This is a genomic window from Streptomyces sp. adm13(2018) (assembly GCF_008042145.1).
In the GTDB taxonomy this organism is placed as follows: Bacteria; Actinomycetota; Actinomycetes; order Streptomycetales; family Streptomycetaceae; genus Streptomyces.
Map to the genome: position 1 here is coordinate 1 of NZ_RDBH01000091.1, position 17,128 is coordinate 17,128.

General features: G+C 71.7%; 15 protein-coding genes. 9 read left to right on the top strand and 6 right to left on the bottom strand.

Features of this window, described 5'->3' with window-relative positions; all coding sequences use genetic code 11:
• The 3 genes from EAO70_RS08250 to xdhC form a co-directional block, all read left to right on the top strand.
• A partial coding sequence (locus tag EAO70_RS08250; RefSeq protein WP_148002357.1) for an FAD binding domain-containing protein occupies positions 1–1,037 on the top strand: 1,037 nt, incomplete at its 5' end.
• Positions 1,034–3,706 carry a xanthine dehydrogenase molybdopterin binding subunit gene (gene xdhB, locus EAO70_RS08255; RefSeq protein ID WP_261992751.1) on the top strand — a complete coding sequence of 891 codons (2,673 nt, stop codon included), beginning with the start codon at positions 1,034–1,036 and terminating at the stop codon, positions 3,704–3,706. The genes EAO70_RS08250 and xdhB, both read left to right, overlap by 4 nt.
• Before the next feature lies 1 nt (position 3,707).
• Positions 3,708–4,526 carry a xanthine dehydrogenase accessory protein XdhC gene (gene xdhC, locus EAO70_RS08260; RefSeq protein ID WP_148002377.1) on the top strand — a complete coding sequence of 273 codons (819 nt, stop codon included), beginning with the start codon at positions 3,708–3,710 and terminating at the stop codon, positions 4,524–4,526.
• 293 nt (positions 4,527–4,819) lie between these two features.
• On the opposite strand, the gene EAO70_RS08265 is transcribed toward xdhC, so the two are convergent.
• From EAO70_RS08265 to EAO70_RS08280, 4 genes are all read right to left on the bottom strand, one after another.
• Positions 4,820–6,055 (bottom strand): PQQ-binding-like beta-propeller repeat protein, encoded by a 1,236-nt coding sequence (locus tag EAO70_RS08265; RefSeq protein ID WP_187283792.1) that lies wholly within the window; start codon positions 6,053–6,055, stop codon positions 4,820–4,822.
• 188 nt (positions 6,056–6,243) lie between these two features.
• Positions 6,244–6,849, bottom strand: coding sequence for a GNAT family N-acetyltransferase (locus EAO70_RS08270; RefSeq protein ID WP_148002359.1), 606 nt, complete (start codon positions 6,847–6,849; stop codon positions 6,244–6,246).
• Positions 6,846–8,006: a ThiF family adenylyltransferase gene (locus EAO70_RS08275; RefSeq protein WP_187283793.1), complete on the bottom strand. Its 1,161-nt coding sequence runs from the start codon at positions 8,004–8,006 to the stop codon at positions 6,846–6,848. Before EAO70_RS08275 ends, EAO70_RS08270 begins: the two co-directional genes overlap by 4 nt.
• 137 nt (positions 8,007–8,143) lie before the next feature.
• The gene (locus tag EAO70_RS08280; RefSeq protein ID WP_148002379.1) at positions 8,144–9,058 is read right to left on the bottom strand and encodes a LysR family transcriptional regulator; all 915 of its coding nucleotides are present in this window, start codon (positions 9,056–9,058) and stop codon (positions 8,144–8,146) included.
• A 139-nt stretch (positions 9,059–9,197) separates the two neighbouring features.
• On the opposite strand from EAO70_RS08280, the gene EAO70_RS08285 reads away from it, so the two are divergent.
• Entirely contained in the window at positions 9,198–10,088 is an 891-nt protein-coding gene (locus EAO70_RS08285; RefSeq protein ID WP_148002360.1) for an inositol monophosphatase family protein, read from the top strand.
• Between the two features lie 45 nt (positions 10,089–10,133).
• Positions 10,134–10,730, top strand: coding sequence for an NADPH-dependent F420 reductase (locus tag EAO70_RS08290; RefSeq protein ID WP_148002361.1), 597 nt, complete (start codon positions 10,134–10,136; stop codon positions 10,728–10,730).
• Positions 10,731–10,830: 100 nt separating this feature from the next.
• On the opposite strand, the gene EAO70_RS08295 is transcribed toward EAO70_RS08290, so the two are convergent.
• Complete coding sequence (locus EAO70_RS08295) at positions 10,831–11,421, bottom strand: TetR/AcrR family transcriptional regulator (protein ID WP_261992752.1); 591 nt, start codon at positions 11,419–11,421, stop codon at positions 10,831–10,833.
• 278 nt (positions 11,422–11,699) lie between these two features.
• Here EAO70_RS08295 and EAO70_RS08300 point away from each other — a divergent pair, with 278 nt between their 5' ends.
• The 3 genes from EAO70_RS08300 (at position 11,700) to EAO70_RS37745 (ending at position 14,233) form a co-directional block, all read left to right on the top strand.
• Positions 11,700–12,656, top strand: a complete 957-nt coding sequence (locus EAO70_RS08300) for an alpha/beta hydrolase family protein (RefSeq protein ID WP_148002363.1) — start codon at positions 11,700–11,702, stop codon at positions 12,654–12,656.
• A 71-nt stretch (positions 12,657–12,727) separates the two neighbouring features.
• The gene (locus EAO70_RS08305) at positions 12,728–13,675 is read left to right on the top strand and encodes an NAD-dependent epimerase/dehydratase family protein (protein ID WP_148002364.1); all 948 of its coding nucleotides are present in this window, start codon (positions 12,728–12,730) and stop codon (positions 13,673–13,675) included.
• A gap of 195 nt (positions 13,676–13,870) precedes the next feature.
• Positions 13,871–14,233 carry a hypothetical protein gene (locus EAO70_RS37745; protein WP_187283794.1) on the top strand — a complete coding sequence of 121 codons (363 nt, stop codon included), beginning with the start codon at positions 13,871–13,873 and terminating at the stop codon, positions 14,231–14,233.
• Between the two features lie 832 nt (positions 14,234–15,065).
• Here the strand turns inward: EAO70_RS37745 and EAO70_RS08315 are convergent.
• Positions 15,066–15,812, bottom strand: a complete 747-nt coding sequence (locus EAO70_RS08315; RefSeq protein WP_148002380.1) for an IclR family transcriptional regulator — start codon at positions 15,810–15,812, stop codon at positions 15,066–15,068.
• A gap of 283 nt (positions 15,813–16,095) precedes the next feature.
• Here EAO70_RS08315 and EAO70_RS08320 point away from each other — a divergent pair, with 283 nt between their 5' ends.
• A complete protein-coding gene (locus tag EAO70_RS08320) occupies positions 16,096–17,046 on the top strand; it encodes an acetaldehyde dehydrogenase (acetylating) (RefSeq protein WP_148002365.1) in 951 nt (316 codons plus the stop codon).
• The last annotated feature ends 82 nt before the right edge of the window (positions 17,047–17,128 follow it).

Sequence of the window (17,128 nt, forward strand, 5' to 3'; positions counted from 1 at the left end):
ACCCCGAGCACGGCCCCAACGGCTTCGACCTGCACGCGCTCAGCGGCAACCTCTGTCGTTGCACCGGCTACCGCCCCATCCGCGACGCCGCGTTCGCCGTGGGTGAGCCCGCCCCGGAGGATCCGCTGGCGCGCCGCCGCGACCAGGCCCCYCCGGAGCCGGCCGCGACCCGCTACACCCGGGACGGCAGCACCTTCCTGCGCCCGGCCACCCTCGCCGAGGCGCTCCGCCTCCTGCGCGAACGCCCCGACGCCGTACCGGTCGCCGGCAGCACCGACTTCGGCGTGGAGGTGAACATCCGCTCCCGCCGCGAGCGTTGCGTCGTCGCCATCGACCGACTGCCCGAACTGCGCTCCCTGCGCCGGGCGTCCGACCACATCGAACTCGGGGCCGGACTCACCCTCACCGAGACCGAGCGCCGCCTGGACGGCGAAGTGCCCCTGCTGGCAGCGCTCTTCCCCCAGTTCGCCTCCCGGCTCATCCGTAACGGCGCCACCCTCGGCGGCAACCTGGGGACCGGCTCCCCGATCGGCGACAGCCCGCCGGTGCTGCTCGCGCTGGAGGCGTCCCTGGTCCTCGCCGACGCCGACGGCGAACGCGTGGTCCCGCTGGCGGAGTACTTCACCGGATATCGCCAAAGCGTGCGCCGCCCCGACGAGTTGATCCGCGCGGTGCGCGTCCCGCTGCCCCTCGCGCCCGTCACGGGCTTCCACAAGATCGCCAAGCGTCGCTTCGACGACATCTCCAGCGTCGCCGTCGCCTTCGCGCTCGACATCGATGCCGCGGAAGGCGTCGTCCGCAAGGCCCGGATCGGCCTCGGAGGCGTCGCCGCCACCCCGATCCGCGCCCTCGCGACCGAGGCCGCCCTGGAGGGCAGGCCCTGGACTCCGGAGACCGTCGAGGCCGCCGCCCGCGTTCTGCGCGGCGAGGGGACCCCGATGGACGACCACCGGGCCAGCGCCCTCTACCGCTCCGCCATGCTCGGCCGGAGCCTGTCCAAGCTGTACGCCCAGACCACCGAGGCGGTGTCGTCATGAGTCATCTCTCCGAGCGTCCCGAGCAGGCGCTGGTCGGCGTCTCGATGCCGCACGAGAGCGCCCACCAGCACGTCACCGGTACGGCGCTCTACACCGACGACCTGGTGCACCGCACCAAGGACGTGCTCCACGCGTACCCCGTCCAGGTCATGAAGGCCCGCGGCCGGATCACCGCGCTGCGGACCGAGCCCGCGCTCGCCGTCCCCGGTGTCGTCCGCGTCCTGACCGGCGCCGACGTCCCCGGCGTCAACGACGCCGGCATGAAGCACGACGAGCCGCTCTTCCCCGACGAGGTCATGTTCCACGGCCACGCGGTGGCCTGGGTGCTCGGCGAGACCCTGGAGGCGGCGCGGCTCGGCGCCGCGGTCGTCGAGGTGGAACTCGAAGAGAAGCCCGCCCTGATCACCCTGCGGGAGGCGATCGAGGCCGACAGCTACCACGGCGCCCGGCCCCTCATGGAGACCGGCGACATCGACGCCGGCTTCGCGGACTCCGCACACGTCTTCGGCGGAGAGTTCCAGTTCGCCGGCCAGGAGCACTTCTATCTGGAGACCCACGCGGCGCTCGCGCTGATCGACGAGAACGAGCAGGTCTTCGTCCAGAGCAGCACCCAGCACCCCTCGGAGACACAGGAGATCGTCTCGCACGTGCTCGGCGTCCCCGCCCACGAGGTCACCGTGCAGTGCCTGCGCATGGGCGGCGGCTTCGGCGGCAAGGAGATGCAGCCGCACGGCTTCGCGGCGGTGGCCGCGCTCGGCGCCAAGCTGACCGGCCGACCCGTCCGCTTCCGGCTCAACCGGACCCAGGACCTCACCATGTCCGGCAAGCGCCACGGGTTCCACGCCACCTGGAAGATCGGCTTCGACGCCGAGGGCCGCATCCAGGCCCTGGACGCCACCCTGGTGGCGGACGGTGGCTGGAGCCTGGACCTGTCCGAACCGGTCCTGGCCCGCGCGCTGTGCCACATCGACAACACCTACTGGATCCCCCACGCCCGCGTCGCCGGCCGCGTGGCCAGGACCAACACCGTCTCCAACACCGCCTTCCGCGGCTTCGGAGGCCCGCAGGGCATGCTGGTGATCGAGGACATCCTCGGCCGCTGCGCGCCGCTCCTCGGCCTCGACCCGGCGGAGCTCCGGGAGCGCAACTTCTACCGGCCGGACCAGGGGCAGACGACCCCGTACGGGCAGCCGGTCACCCAGGCCGAGCGGATCACCGCGGTCTGGCGGCAGGTCCAGGACGACGCCCGCTTCGACGACCGCAGGCGCGCGATCGACGCCTTCAACGCCACGCACCCGCACACCAAGCGGGCTCTCGCGGTCACCGGCATCAAGTTCGGCATCTCGTTCAACCTCACCGCCTTCAACCAGGGCGGCGCGCTCGTGCTGATCTACAAGGACGGCTCCGTCCTGATCAACCACGGCGGCACCGAGATGGGCCAGGGCCTGCACACCAAGATGCTCCAGGTGGCCGCGACCACCCTGGGCATTCCCCTGCACAAGGTCCGGCTGGCGCCGACGCGCACCGACAAGGTGCCCAACACCTCGGCGACCGCGGCCAGCGCCGGCACCGACCTCAACGGCGGGGCGATCAAGAACGCCTGCGAGCAGCTCCGCGGGCGCCTGCTGGGCGTGGCGGCCACCCGGCTCGGCGTCCACGCCTCCGACGTACGCCTCGTCGACGGCGTCGCACGTGCCCTGGGCGGCGAGGAGGAACTCGCCTGGGACGACCTGGTGCGCACCGCCTACTTCCAGCGCGTGCAGCTGTCGGCGGCGGGCTACTACCGGACCGAGGGCCTGCACTGGGACGCCGCCTCCTTCCGCGGCTCCCCGTTCAAGTACTTCGCCCACGGCGCCGCCGCGACCGAGGTCGAGGTCGACGGCTTCACCGGCGCGTACCGCATCCGGCGCGTGGACATCGTCCACGACGTCGGCGAGAGCCTCTCCCCGATGATCGACATCGGGCAGATCGAGGGCGGCTTCGTGCAGGGCGCGGGCTGGCTGACGCTGGAGGACCTCCGCTGGGACACCGGCGACGGCCCGCACCGCGGCCGGCTGCTGACCCAGGCGGCGAGCACGTACAAGCTGCCGAGCTTCTCGGAGATGCCGGAGGAGTTCCACGTCAGGCTGCTGGAGAACGCCACCGAGGAAGGCGCCGTGTACGGCTCCAAGGCCGTGGGCGAGCCCCCGCTCATGCTCGCCTTCTCGGTCCGCGAGGCGCTGCGTCAGGCTGCCGCGGCGTTCGGCCCGGCCGGAATCAGCGTCCACCTCGCCAGCCCGGCGACCCCGGAGGCCGTCTACTGGGCCGTCGAGTCGGCCCGTGAGGGCGGGCAGACCGGCGACGGGCAGGGTGGCGTACGCGTCATCGAAGCGCCGGGGGATACGGGAACGGCGAAGGCGCCCGGGGCCGTCGGAGCACCGGGAGCGGAGGCAGCACCGGGCCGACCGGAGGCCGTACGGGACGGTTCGGAGGCCGTACGGGACGGTTCGGAGGCCGTACGGGACGGTTCGGAGTCCGTACCGGGCTCGCCGGAGTCCGTGCCGGGCGTGGCGCAGGCGGCACCGGACGCCTCGGAGTCCGTACCGGTCCCGCCGGAGTCCGTTCCGGGCGCCGGGGCGGCGTCGGAACCCGAGGGCGCTCCGGAAGCGAACCCCCTGAGCCATGCCTGACATGAACTGGATCGCCGCGGTCGCGCGGTTGCGGGGGCGCCGGGAGGCCGGTGTCCTCGTGACCGTCGCGACCGTGCGCGGCCACGCCCCCCGCAAGGCCGGCGCCAAGCTCGTCGTCGGCCGGACCGGGACCTGGGGCTCCATCGGTGGCGGCAACATCGAGGCCGTCGCCATCGACCGCGCCCGCGAGCTGATCGACACGCCGTGGGCGGAGCCGGAACTGATGGACTTCGCCCTCAACGACAAGGTCACCGGCCGGCACGGGGTCCAGTGCTGCGGCGGCGCGGTCACCGTCCTCCTGGAACCGCTGCCCGTACGGCCGGCGGTCGCGGTCTTCGGCGTCGGCCACGTCGGCCTGGAGCTCGCCCGCATCCTGGCCCGGCACGACCTGGACCTGCACCTGATCGACAGCCGCCCGGACATGCTCGTCGCGGAACGCCTCGCCGTCCTCGACGACGCAGTGGCACAGGTGCACATCCACCACACCCCGCTGCTGCCCGAGGAGGTCCTCGGGGAACTCGACCCCGGCACGCACGTGCTGATCGCGACGCACGACCACGCCGAGGACGCCGCCCTGTGCGACGCGGCGCTGCGGACGCCCGGCCTCGGCTCGATCGGCCTGATCGGCTCCGCGGCCAAGTGGGCCCGCTTCCGGCAGCGCCTGGCGAAGGAGGGCGGGCACGACGACGCCGCGATCGACCGGATCAAGACACCGATCGGCCTCCCCGACATCACCGGGAAGGAACCCGCGACGATCGCCGTGAGCGTCGCGGCGGACCTCCTCCTGACCTTCCAGAAGGCCGACGGGGGAAACAGGTAACTCCCCACAGCACCCGGGCCCGCCCTCGTGCCGGGCCTCGCCCTGGACGACCGGCTGCGTTCCCAGCTGACCCTGACGGCGCTGCACCCGTCCTGGACGAGTACTTCCCCGTCCGGCGCGGGCTCGGCCTCCCGCCAGGGAGCTTCCTTCATGGTTCAACGAGGGGCCTGGTCTCGGCGGACTGTGACGCCGCCTCGGCCGGATGCGCCCTCCCGCGGCGGAGGGCGCATCCGACCCGGGCTCGATCGACCGGGCGACGACGACGGTCTGCTGCTTCCCGGTCGGCGCGGTGCTCAGGCGTGGCCGAAGGCGATCAGCGTGCCGTCCTGGGCAGGGGCGAACAGCCGGCCCTGGGCCGTCGCGATGCCGGGGACCGTCCAGCCTTGCCAGTCCGTCTCGGCGACGACGTTCGCCATCGGGTGCGGCTCGGCGCTGAGGCGGTAGGACCACGCCTTGGTTCCGGTCTTCTCGTCGAGGACGACGAGTTCTCCGGTGCCGTCCTGGATGTAGACGTGGCCGCCGGCGACCAGACGGACGGTGGCCGCCTGCCGGGGGCTGGTGTACGTCCACCGTGTCGCGTATCCGGCCGTGGTGTCGAGGGCCCGCACGACCCCACGGTTGGCGATGTACACGCGATTCGCGCCGAAGGCGGGCGTGGCGTCGGCGGGCAGGCGGCGCAGGACGTCTCCCGTCCGCCGGTCGTAGGCCACGGCGTCGGAGTCGTCGCCGAGATCGTTGCGCAGCCACAGCGCCCCGGCTCCCAGCGCGACGGGGTTCTTGCCACCTCCGGACATGTCGGGAACGTCGAACCGGCGCAGCTCCTTGCCGGTGGCCCGGTCCAGAAGCTGGTAGGCGAGGTTGTCGAACCCGATCCAGACCCCCACCTCGTCGACGACGACGGGGGCCCAGCCGTTCTCCACCAGCGGGACCTCCCACAGCCTCCGGCCGTTCTCGCCGGTCAGGGCCACCGCCCTGCCGCGCCCGTCCTGCGTGTAGAGGACACCGCGGTACCAGGTGGGCGGGTACTGGCAGTAGCCGTTGCCGAGGTCGACGGTCCACTTCAGGGTCCCACTGGCCGGATCCCAGGCGCGCACCTGACCGTCGAGCGTCTGGGTGTAGAGGAGCCCGCCGCCGAAGGTCACGGTCGCGCCGGGTAGGCGGGTCAGGAACCTCTGCGGCCACAGAGCCTTGCCCGTGGCCGCGTCGAGCCCCACCAGCTCCATCCGGGGACCACCCGCATCTCCCGGGTCTGCCGGGTCGGCGTTGACGACCGCGAACACCCGGCCTCCGACCGCCACGGGTGCGGACACCACCGAGCCGAAGTCACGCGACCACAGCTTCTTGAACGGTGGCCTGGCCGTGGCGGTCGGCACGAAGCTGTCGTAGCCCGGAGTGGCTCGGTAGCCGAACGTCGCGTCCGAGTACATGGCGGCCGCCGACGAAGGGGGCGGCGCCACGGCCGAGGCCGGCGACGCGACCCCGGTGACCAGCAGGGCACCCGCCGCGGCGACGACAGCCGCGTCTCGCATCGAACCAGGCAGCAACTTCCTCACGGCACAACCCCCATCGAGAGGCGTCGAGTTGACGCACAGCACGGTCCAGGCCCGGTTGCCCGCCCTCGCCACGCCCATGCATCGGCTGTGACGGATACGCCTCAGCGGAGACGCGTCAGCTGTGACAGATACACCTCAGCTGTCGCGGAACAGTGCCCCGGGGATCAGACCCGGTCGAGCCGGGGGCCGCCGTCGAGGATGGCCAGTTCCCTGACGCCGGCCTGGCGTTTCCACTCGGGAGCGACAGCGGCGTACGTGGTGACGTCGTGCCAGCAGCCCTGGGTGCGGAACAGCTCGCGCAACGTGGCTTCCGGACGCAGACCCGCGGCGTGCATCAGCCTCGGCATGTGATGGTGGTCGCTGCGGTGACCGGCCCAGATGCGGTGCAGTCCCAGGTGGCCGAAACCGTAGGCCATCAGCAGCCGGCCGGCTTCGTGCCCATGGCCGCGTACGGGAGCGCCGGGCAGCAGGACCAGGCTGGTGAGCATCGCGTTGCTGCCGTAGTCCTCGACGAGGAGTCCCATGGTGCCCAGGAGGGTGTCGTCGCCGGGGGCGCAGACCGCGAGGGTGTACTTGCGGCGCGGGTGGGCGTGGGGCTGGGCCAGGTTCTGGGCGAAGGCGGCGTGGGCCTGCGCGGGATCCATCCGCTCGACGCCCAGGTAGCGCGTGAGGACGCGGTGGGTGAGGATCCGGGCGAACGGGCCGTGGTCGTCGGCGTGCAGCTCCCGCAACCACAGGTGCTCGCCGTGGAGTTCGGGGACCTGGTTCACCGACCTGCTCCGTGGGGGACGGGCGCGGCGGCGACGAGGTCCTGGAGGTCGAGGCAGTGGCGGCCCGAGGGGAACGGTCCGCCGAGCAGGATGCGGCGGGCGGCGTCGGTGACGAGGGCGGCACCGAGCATGACCCCGCTGGCGAGCTGCGGCCAGCTGGAGAGCGTGTGGCCGACGCGCGTGAGGGCGTCGGCCATCGCGGTACTGAGCATGTCCTCGTCGACGATGTCGAGGAGGAGGCGCAGGGCCGCATCGCGGTCCAGATCCCGTACGTCGGCGGCGGTGACGGCCCCGGTACGGCCGTGGAAGAGCGGACGTCCCGGTTCGAGGTCGAACCGCTCGACGTCCAGGACACCCCGGTCGTTGGTGTCCATCAGGACGGGGATCCGCCGTTCACGCGCCCGCTCGCGGGCGGCGACCTTCACCCAGGGGGTGTCGCACTCCTCGATGAGGAGGTCCAGCCCCTGCCCGTCCGGACCGTCTCCGAAGAAGTCCTCGATGGTGTCCTCGGTGATGCCACGGCGGAAGATCTCGATGTCGAGGTAGGGATCGAGTTCGTACATGCGGCGCGCGCACAGCACGCTCTTCTCCACGCCGATGTCGTGGACCCCGGCGCGCAGCCGGTTGAGGTTCGACAGGCCGAGCCGGTCGAAGTCCGCCAGCCGGAAGGCCCCGCCGACACCCTCCATCGCGCAGGTCAGTGCGGCGCTGCTGCCGACCGACAGCCCGACGACGCCGATCCGCCGCCGCAGCAGACCCTGCTGCTGCTCGCGCGTGATCTTGTCCCTGTTGCGGTCGGTTCGCACCAGCCGGAACTCGGGTTCCGGCAGAACGTGGACCAGGCGCCCGGACCACGGGTACCAGGCCCACCTGCCGTAGCGGTCGGGGCGGGCGCCGAGGACGTCGGCGACGGCGCGGGAACGTGAGCGGCCGCCGAAGGGATCGTGGGGTGCCAGGCAGCCCAGGAGTTCCTCGACCTGATCCTCGATCCGGTCGTGGAGCTCGCGGAGGCGGTTCGACTCCCGCAGCTCGGCCAGGGCCGCCGCGTCGGCGGGCAGGGATACGTCCAGGAGCACCGGACGAAACGATTCCCCGACCTGACGGGGTCCGGGCAGGATGAGGCGGTCCGGCAGGCCGGACGGCAGGGGGTGCGTCATGGCAAGGACGCTAACAACCAGAAGATCTTGAACCAGGACCCATCACCCGCCGGGGCGCACTCGAATTGATCTTCGATCTGAGTACGCCCCCCACGCCTCCTCGCGCCCCCTGGGAGCGGTTCGCGGACGTCTGCGTCTCAAGCCGACTTCGACGTTGCGTGCGTGGTCAGCGCGGTGCGGGCGAGTTCACGCAGCCAGGTGTGAGTGGGGTCGGTGTCGTGGCGCTGGTGCCATGACAAGTACACCGGTGCCTGCGGGAGTTCGAGCGGCAGGGGGAGTACGGCCAGACCGAGGCCGGCGGCTGCGGTACGGGTGGTGATCTCGGGGACGCTGATCACGAGGTCGGTGCCGCGGGCGAACTCCAGCGCGGCCGCCTCCGTGGGGACGGCCGCCACCACCCGGCGCGACAGGCCGAGCCCGGCGAGGGCGTCGTCGATGGCATTGCTGAGGTTTCCGCGCCGCGAGACGGAGACGTGTTCGGCGGCGGCGTACTGCTGTGCGGTGACGGCCCGGTGCCGGGTCAGGGGGTGTCCCTGCCGGACGACGGCGACGAGGCGGGTCTCGCCCACCTGCTCGGTACGGAGGTCCGGTGCACTGGGGCGGTTGGCGTTCGCCTCCAGGTCGACCTCGCCGCGCCGTAGCTCAGGGGTGTCGGTGCGCGACTCCGGGACGAAACGCAGCCGCACGCCCGGGGCCTGTGCGCGTGCGGCGGCGAGAAGCGCGGGGCCGTGGAGGGCGACCAGCGCGTCGTGCCAGCGGAGGGTGAAGGTGCGCTCCAGCGTCGCCGGGTCGAGTTCACGGCTCGGGGCGAGGACGCCCTGGACCCGCTGGAGCAGTTCGTGGACCTGTTCGCGGACGGCGATGGCGTAGGGCGTGGGGGTCATGGTGCGGCCGGTGCGCACCAGGATCTGGTCGCCGGTGGTGCGCCGGATGCGGCCCAGGCTCCGGCTCATCGCGGGGGCGGTGACGTGCAGACGGGCGGCAGCCCCGGCCACGCTGCCTTCCTCCAGCAGCGCGTCGAGTGCGGTGAGCAGGTTCAGGTCCAGTTGCATCGCGGTAATCCCATACGTGTTTGACATGCACTTGATGCTAATGGTGCGGGTGCGTAGCGTCGTCATCACGGCGCAGGACGAACATCCGGCCTGGCCCGAAGCCCTCTTCAACAACCGCTGCTCATAAGGGAGTACACCCATGTCCGAAACCCTCCGGACCACCGATGTCACGGTCTCCGGGTCTGACTCCGTCCCCGCCCTGATCCCCACACCCGTTGCCGCCCCTGTCCCTGTTGCCGTCTCCGTATCCGACGCCGGCCTGCTCGCCGAGACCGCGGCCGCCGTGCGCGAGGCGGGTGCGGCGCTGCGCGAGCGGTTCGGCGAGGTGGTCCCGTACCGGACCCGCGAAGAGCTGATGGGCGCACTCGCCGCCAACGACGGCACGGCCCTGCGCATCCTGCGCCCGCGCCTGACCAGCCTGCGCCCCGGCGCCGGCTGGGTGGAGGACGAGCTGGACGGCGGCGCCCTGCCGTCCGGCGAGTGGTGGGTCGTGGATCCGGCCGAGGGCAACGTCAACCACTTGCACGCGCTGCCCGATTGGGCGGTGACCGCCACCCTCGTACGCGACAACCGGCCGGTGCTCACCGTGGTCCATCTGCCGTTGACCGGCGAGACCTACACCGCGCTCGCCGGCGCCGGCGCCCACGTCGACGGCCGCAGGCTGCACGTCTCCCGGACCGCGGACCTCGGCCTGAGCATCGTGGCCACCAGCCAGGCCCGGCCCGACGAGGACGAGGGCGTCGTGAGGCGCGTCGGCTCCTCGATCACCGCGATGCTCCTCGACGCGCTCGTCGTCCGCGTCTCCGTGCCCGCGACCCTGCACCTGCTGGACGRGGCCGCCGGTCGGCTCGACGCCTTCTGGCAGTACGCCGGAGCCCGCGCGGACCTGCTGCCCGGCGCGCTCCTCGTCACCGAGGCCGGCGGACGGATCTCCGACGCCGAGGGTCGCCCCTGGACCCCGCAGAGCGCCGGGTTCCTGGCTGCCGCGCCCGGCGTCCACGCCCAGGCCGTCAGCACCCTCGCACGCTGACCGCCCACCATCCCGCCCGAACACACGACAAGGGGACCAACCCTCATGACCACGATCGCAGTACTCGGAAACGGCCGCGTGGGCGGCAACCTGGCCGCCGCCCTCACCCGTGCGGGGCACGAGGTGACCGTCGCGGACAGCACTCCGGGCGCCGCAGCCGAGGCTGCCCGAAGCGCCCGGATCGTCATCAACGCCACCCCGGGCGCCGGATCCCTGGAACGCCTCGCCGCCCTGCGTGACGAACTGCGCGGCACCCTCCTCGTCGACGTGGCCAATGCCACCACCGACGGGCCCGACGGCCTGCCCGCCGACCTCCTCCACCCGGGCTCCAGCCTCGCGGAGCGACTCCAGGAAGCACTGCCCGAGACACAGGTGGTGAAGACGCTCAACACCATGCTCTTCCCGGTGATGACCGCTCCGGCCATGCTCGCCCAACCGCCCACGGTGTTCCTGTCCGGCGACAGCCCCCGGGCCAAGGAGACGGTTCGCGAACTCCTCACCGACCTCGGCTGGCACGACGAGTGGATCACCGACCTGGGCGGGATCGGGACCGCCCGCGCGACGGAGGCCGCGATCCTGTTCGTGCCCCACGTGATCCGCTCCGGCGGATTCGTGCCCTTCGCCGTCTCGATCGCCCGCTGATCCGGCGACCCACCTCCTGGGGCCTCCTGCGCGGAGACCCCCGACCGGCCCGCTCGCACGCGTCCGGCCGTGGGTTGGCCGTTGGTGCGAGCGACAGAGGTCAGGGGGATTGCCGCAGGCCTGCGAGCAGGAGTGCGACCAGACGCCGTGGGTCGTAGCGGGGGTCGGTGTCGGTGCCGATGCAGAGGTTTCCGATGCCACGCATGAGGTGGTAGGCGTCGAGGTCGGAGCGCGTCTCACCGGCGGCGGCCGCGGCTCGGAGGAGATCGGTGCACACCGGCAGCAGGCGCTCCAGGAAGTAGGCGTGCAGAGCCTCGAAGCCGGCGCTGTCGGCCTGCATGGCCGCCGCCAGGCCGTGCTTCGTGACCAGGAAGTCGACGAAGAGGTCGACCCAGCCTTCGAGCGCGGCGAACGGCGTCGGGCCGGCCGCCAGCAGGGCGGGTCCGGCTTCGGCGCAGGTGTCGACCTGGTGACGGTAGACGGCGATGACGAGATCGGCGCGGCTGGGGAAGTGGCGGTAGAACGTGCCGAGTCCGACACCGGCCTCGGCGGCGATCTCGCGCACCGGCGCGTCCACACCCGAGGTGACGAAGACCGCGGCGGCCGCGTCCAGCAGTGTCTGCTGATTGCGGCGGGCGTCCTTGCGCTTGGAGGCGGCCGAAGCCGCCTGGCGCGGACTGCTCTCGTTCACCGCGGCACTCCTTCTCATGGCGGATGACGGATGACCGTCTTGCTCGTGACGGTGCTTGCGAAACGGAACGGTGTTCCGTATCGTAAGTGGAACAAGGTTCCGTTTCGTCTGATGATGCCAGACCGGCGGACCGACTGCCAGCTCGTGACGTCCGCGCGCCTTCGTACAGACGCGGCATCCCTCAAGCGCCGCCCGCTCCCGCCATGCCCGGCTTCGGCCCCTCTTTCGTCTGATGCAGGGGCGCCGACGAGCGGGAACTCCGACCGGAAGGGTCTCCCATGTCCCACTCGAACACCTCGGCCACCCCGACCGCCGCCCGGAACCCCGTGCAGGGACCCGCCGCAGTGGTCTCCGTGAAACCGATCGCCCTCCCCGCCCCTGACGACCGGGGAACAGACCTCCAGGTACGTGTGTCCGCGCCCGCCGCGGGCAGAGACCGGCCCGTCGTGGTCCTCTCGCACGGCTTCGGCTGGTCGATGGACGGTTACGCCCCGCTGGCCGACCACTGGGCCGCGCACGGTTTCGTGGTCGTCCAGCCGACCCACCTGGACTCCCGGACGCTCGGCATCCCGGCCCAGGACCCACGGACCCCGCGGATCTGGCGCCATCGCATCGAGGACATCACGTCCGTACTGGACCACCTCGACCTCCTGGAGGCGTCCGTCCCCGGCCTCGCCGGGCGGGTCGACCCGAGCCGTGTCGGCGTCGCAGGGCATTCCTGGGGAGCGCAGACCGTCAGCACCCTGCTCGGAGCCCGCGTCCTGAACGCCGACGGCGCGCCCGGCGAGGACATGTCCGACCCCCGGGTCACGGCAGGGGTGCTGCTGGCGCTGACCGGCCTGGGTGACGATCTGACCCCCTTCGCCGCCGAGCACTTCCCCTTCATGAAGCCGTCGTTCGCCACGATGACCGCACCGGCCCTCATCGTCGCGGGCGACCGGGACCAGTCCCAGCTGTCCACCCGCGGACCGGACTGGTTCACCGACCCGTACGCCCACAGCCCCGCCGACAAGAGCCTGCTCACGCTGTTCGGTGCGGAGCATTCCCTCGGCGGCGTCGCCGGGCGTGAGATCGCCGAGACCACGGACGAGAACCCGGCGCGCGTCGCCCTGATCCAGCACCTCACGACGGCGTTCCTGCGGAAGGCGCTGCTGGGCGACGAGGCCGCCTGGAAGGCGGCAGTCGCCGCACTGGAGGAAGAGCCCACCCCGCTGGGTGGGCTGAAGAGCAAGTGATCGACACTCCACCGCGGGCGCTGGAGCCCCCCTCCGTCATCGCTCAACCCCCATACGTCTAAGGACACTTGATGATCCTCGTCACCGGAGGCCTCGGCTTCATCGGATCCCATGCCGTGCGCGCCCTGCTCGACCTGGGTGAGGAGTGCGTCGTGGTGCAGCGCCGCGCCCGCGCGCTCCCTCCCGTGCTGGAAGGAGAGCCGGTACAGGTCGAGCAGGCGGACATCACCGACCGCGAGGCCCTCCTGGCCGTCGGTCGACGCCACGACATCACCGGCATCGTCCACCTGGCCGGCTCCTACCCCTGGCCGCCCGTCCCCGACGCGCCGATCGAGGCGACCCGCAAGGCCCTCGACGGGCTCCTGAACATCGCCGAGGCGGCGCAGGAGTGGGGCGTGAGGCGCCTTGGCATCGCGAGCACGATCGGCGTGTACTTCGGCGCCGAGAACGACGGACTGCTACGTGAGGACGCCCCGTTGTCGATGACCGCGGGCGTCTCCATCCCGACCTTCAAGAAGGTCGGAGAGATGCTCGGCGGCTTCCTGGCCGACACCACCGGCGTCGACATCGTCAACTACCGCATCTCCGGCACCTGGGGCCCGCTCGGGCACCTGGACCCCTTCTTCGCCGCCCCCGCCCTGGTGCGAGCCGCCGCCCACGGCACCGCGGCAGACCTCGGGCACCTCCTTCACCCGGCATACGCAGAGGACGGGCTCGACCTCACCTACGTGAAGGACACGGGACGGGCGATCGCCCTCCTCCAACTCGCCGACACCCTGAACCACCGCACCTACAACGTCGGCTCCGGCCGCGCCACCACCAACGCCCAGATCAGCCGCGCCCTCAAGAAGGCGGTCCCCGACGCGCGGGTGGACCTCGACGCGGGAGGCGGCGCAGCACCCCACCTGGTCCTCGACATCAGCCGCCTCACGACGGACACCGGCTACCACCCCGAGTACGACACCGACCGCGCGGCGGCCGACTACATCGCCTGGCTCCGCGCCGGCCACGAGAACTGAGGACGAGACGGAGTTCCGCGGCGCCAGGGTGGTGCCGAGGAGGCCGCGTGCCCCTGTTCGGTGGCCAGGCACCGGCAGGCATTCGCCACACTGCCGCAGAGCCATGACCAACCTCACTCTGCACCTGAACTGCCCAGACGGAGATGGGCAGTAGTCCTTCTTCACCGTGCCTCGACCTGAGGATAGAAAAGGGCCATGAGCTTCGACATCTTCGGGTGCCGGTTCGAGAACGGCGAACTGACGCAGATGGACATGAGCGCTGCGTACGAGGTCCTCGACCCGTACGGGGTGGCACGGGACCCCCGGTCGAACTTCCTGCAGATCCGTACGGCGGACGGGGAGGAGGCGGGTGTGTTCTTCTCCGGCCCGGACAACATCACCTTCAACCGCATCGGAGGCGGCGGAATCATGGACCTCCTGGCCGTCCTGCTGCGCCGGGCGGTAGCGAGGATGTCGGAGAGGCTGATCGCGGGGCGGCCCAACATGGTGGTCAGCGTGCGTCGCCGGCGGGTGGTCAGTGTGGTCGTGAAGACGACTGCGGTGGCGTTGGTCTCCTGACCCGTCGCAGCTACCTCGCGGACTTTGCCGTAGGAGAGCAGGGTTCTTGAGGAATAGGGCAGACTCATCTTCCTGGCCCCGCCGTCCGAGACGCCTCGTCTCTGAATCATGTGCGCGACAACCCGGACACCGCGTGCCGCCAATTCTGAGGCGGCGGCTGTCATCAGTGTCCCGAAGTTCTTCTGTTTCGCGGAGAAGTAGCCGACCAGGACCACATCGATGCCCGCCGCAGGGATTCGGAACGCCTGGCACCGCGTCGGATGCGTCGACACGCGGTGAGCCAGGTGCCGATTGCGCCTTCGCGGCTGGTGCACGGGGCACACGCTAGAGCCTTGCCTCCTCGATCGGTATCAGGTTTCTCCTCGGCCGACCCTGGGGAGTACGGCATAGCCGAGCGTGGCCAGGAGCCGGCCAAGCCGCATAGCCGCGAGGAAGGGAACGGGCATCCGGATTCAGCACGGGCCCGCCCGCCCCCTATTGCCGTGGGGGATGGTGCCCTCGGCGATCTTCGCCATGTCGAATTCGTCGCCCGTAGCCGTCCTCCGTCGACGCCGTGAAGCCCTGTTCCAGTTCACCGGGGACGCGCTGGCACGGCGTCGGTACGCCGCGGAAGCGACCATCCGCTTCCACGCTGTCGCTCGCGTCCGCCTGGTCGGGCGCGCCGGCCGTCGAGTGCCCCGGCCAGGCCCGCGCCGGCCGTGCTCCGCGTCGAGTGCGTGAGAACTGACAGCCGCCGCGCTGGTCGCCCGGTGTCTGGTGGCCCCTGACCCGCGGCCAGCCACCCGGTAGCGGCCGGCCAACCGCCCACGACGAGGCACCCCGCGGTACCAGATCAGGAAGACGCCCCGCCCACCGACCCGCCGCCCGAGCGCAGCACGCGGGAGAGTCCCAGAGCGGCCGTCCGCACGGCAGGCGCCAGCTGGGCCGGATGGAACCGGCCACGCGGCACGGCGACGGACAGGGCGGCCACCACCGTCACCCCGTCGAAGACGGGCGAGGCGATGCAGCTGACGCCGAGTGCGGCCTCCTGCTCCTCGTACGCGAGACCGGAGACCTGGATCTGCTCCAGAGCGGTGCGCAGCCGTGCCGGATCGGTGACCGAGTGCGGGGTGAGGCGGGGCAGTGGTCCGGCCAGCACCTCGTCCGCCAGCTCGGAGCCGGAGAACGCCAGCAGGGCCTTGCCGACCCCCGTGCAGGTCAGGGGAAGGCGCCCCCCGATGCGTGACGGCAGCGTCAGCGTCTGGTGGCCGTGGATCCGCTCGACGTAGACCACCTCGTGCCCCTCCCGGATGCCGAGGTGCACGGTCTCGTGGGTCGCCTCGAAGAGGTCCTGGAGGTACGGCAGCGCCGCCTCCCGCAGGTCGAGACGGCGTGGCACCAGAGACCCCAGCTCGAAGAGCTTGCCGCCGAGCCGGTACGCCTCTCCGGTGCGTTCGAGCAGACCGAGGCGCACCAGGTCGGCGCAGAGGCGGAACGCGGTCGTCTTGGTCAGTCCCGCGCGGGCGGTGATGTCCGTGAGACGGAACGTACCGCCGTCCGGGCGGAAGCAGTCCAGGACGGCAGCCGCCTTGTCGAGCATGTTCCCCTGCGCGCTGTTCCGTGTCATGGAACGCATTTTGCCGCCGCTCGGACCGTACGCCTATACCTGTCGTGGATCGACGGAAGGCCGCCCGGCCACCCTCCGGACGACGCCACCTCTCCGCCACCGCCGCCACTCCCGCCCGGAGGTACCCGCATGTCCGCTCCGCACCGACGACCCACCAGCCCCCGCCCGGGGCGACCGTGAGGGCGCCGCGCGCGCTGGAGACCGTCGGCACGGTCACGGCCACGTTCGCGTCCACCACCACGGAAGGAGCCGCAGCATGAGCACCAAGGTCGCCGTCATCGGATCGGGCAACATCGGCACCGACCTGATGATCAAGATCCTGCGTCTCTCCGACTCCCTGGAGATCGCCGCCATGGTCGGGATCGACCCCGGCTCCGACGGCCTGGCCCGCGCCCGCCGTCTGAAGGTCGCCACCACCCACGAGGGCGTCGACGGCCTGGTGAAGCTGGACGAGTTCGCGGACGTCGAGATCGTCTTCGACGCCACCTCGGCCGGCGCGCACCGCCGCCACGACGAGGTACTGCGCGCGCTGGGACGCAGGGTCGTGGACCTGACGCCTGCCGCGCTCGGCCCGTACGTCGTCCCGCCGGTCAACGGCGATGACCACCTCGACGCACCGAACGTCAACATGGTCACCTGCGGCGGCCAGGCGACCATTCCGATCGTGGCCGCCGTCGCGGCCGTGACCCCCGTCCACTACGGCGAGATCGTCGCCTCGATCTCGTCCCGCTCGGCCGGCCCCGGCACCCGGGCCAACATCGACGAGTTCACCGAGACGACCTCGTCGGCCATCGAGAAGGTGGGCGGCGCCGCCCGGGGCAAGGCGATCATCGTCCTCAACCCGGCCGAACCGCCGCTGATCATGCGAGACACCGTGTACTGCCTCGTCGGCGACTGCGACGACGCCGCGGTGACCGCCTCGGTGGAGGAGATGGTCGCCCGCGTCCAGGCGTACGTGCCCGGATACCGCCTCAAGCAGAAGGTCCAGTTCGACCGCGTCGCCGACGACGACCCCCTGCGCTCGCTGCTCCCGGCCGGCACCCGCTCCACCGACGCCGCCAAGGTCTCCGTCTTCCTGGAGGTCGAAGGCGCCGCCCACTACCTCCCCGCCTACGCCGGAAACCTCGACATCATGACGTCCGCCGCCCTGCGCATCGCCGAGCGCATGGCCGGCGCGCGGCCCCTCACGAAGGTGGTCTCCCGATGACCGCGAACCAGCCCCCCAGCGCGCGCAGTACCTCGTCGTGGCGGCGGTGCGCGCCGGCCGAGGTGGCGTCGAAGACGATCTC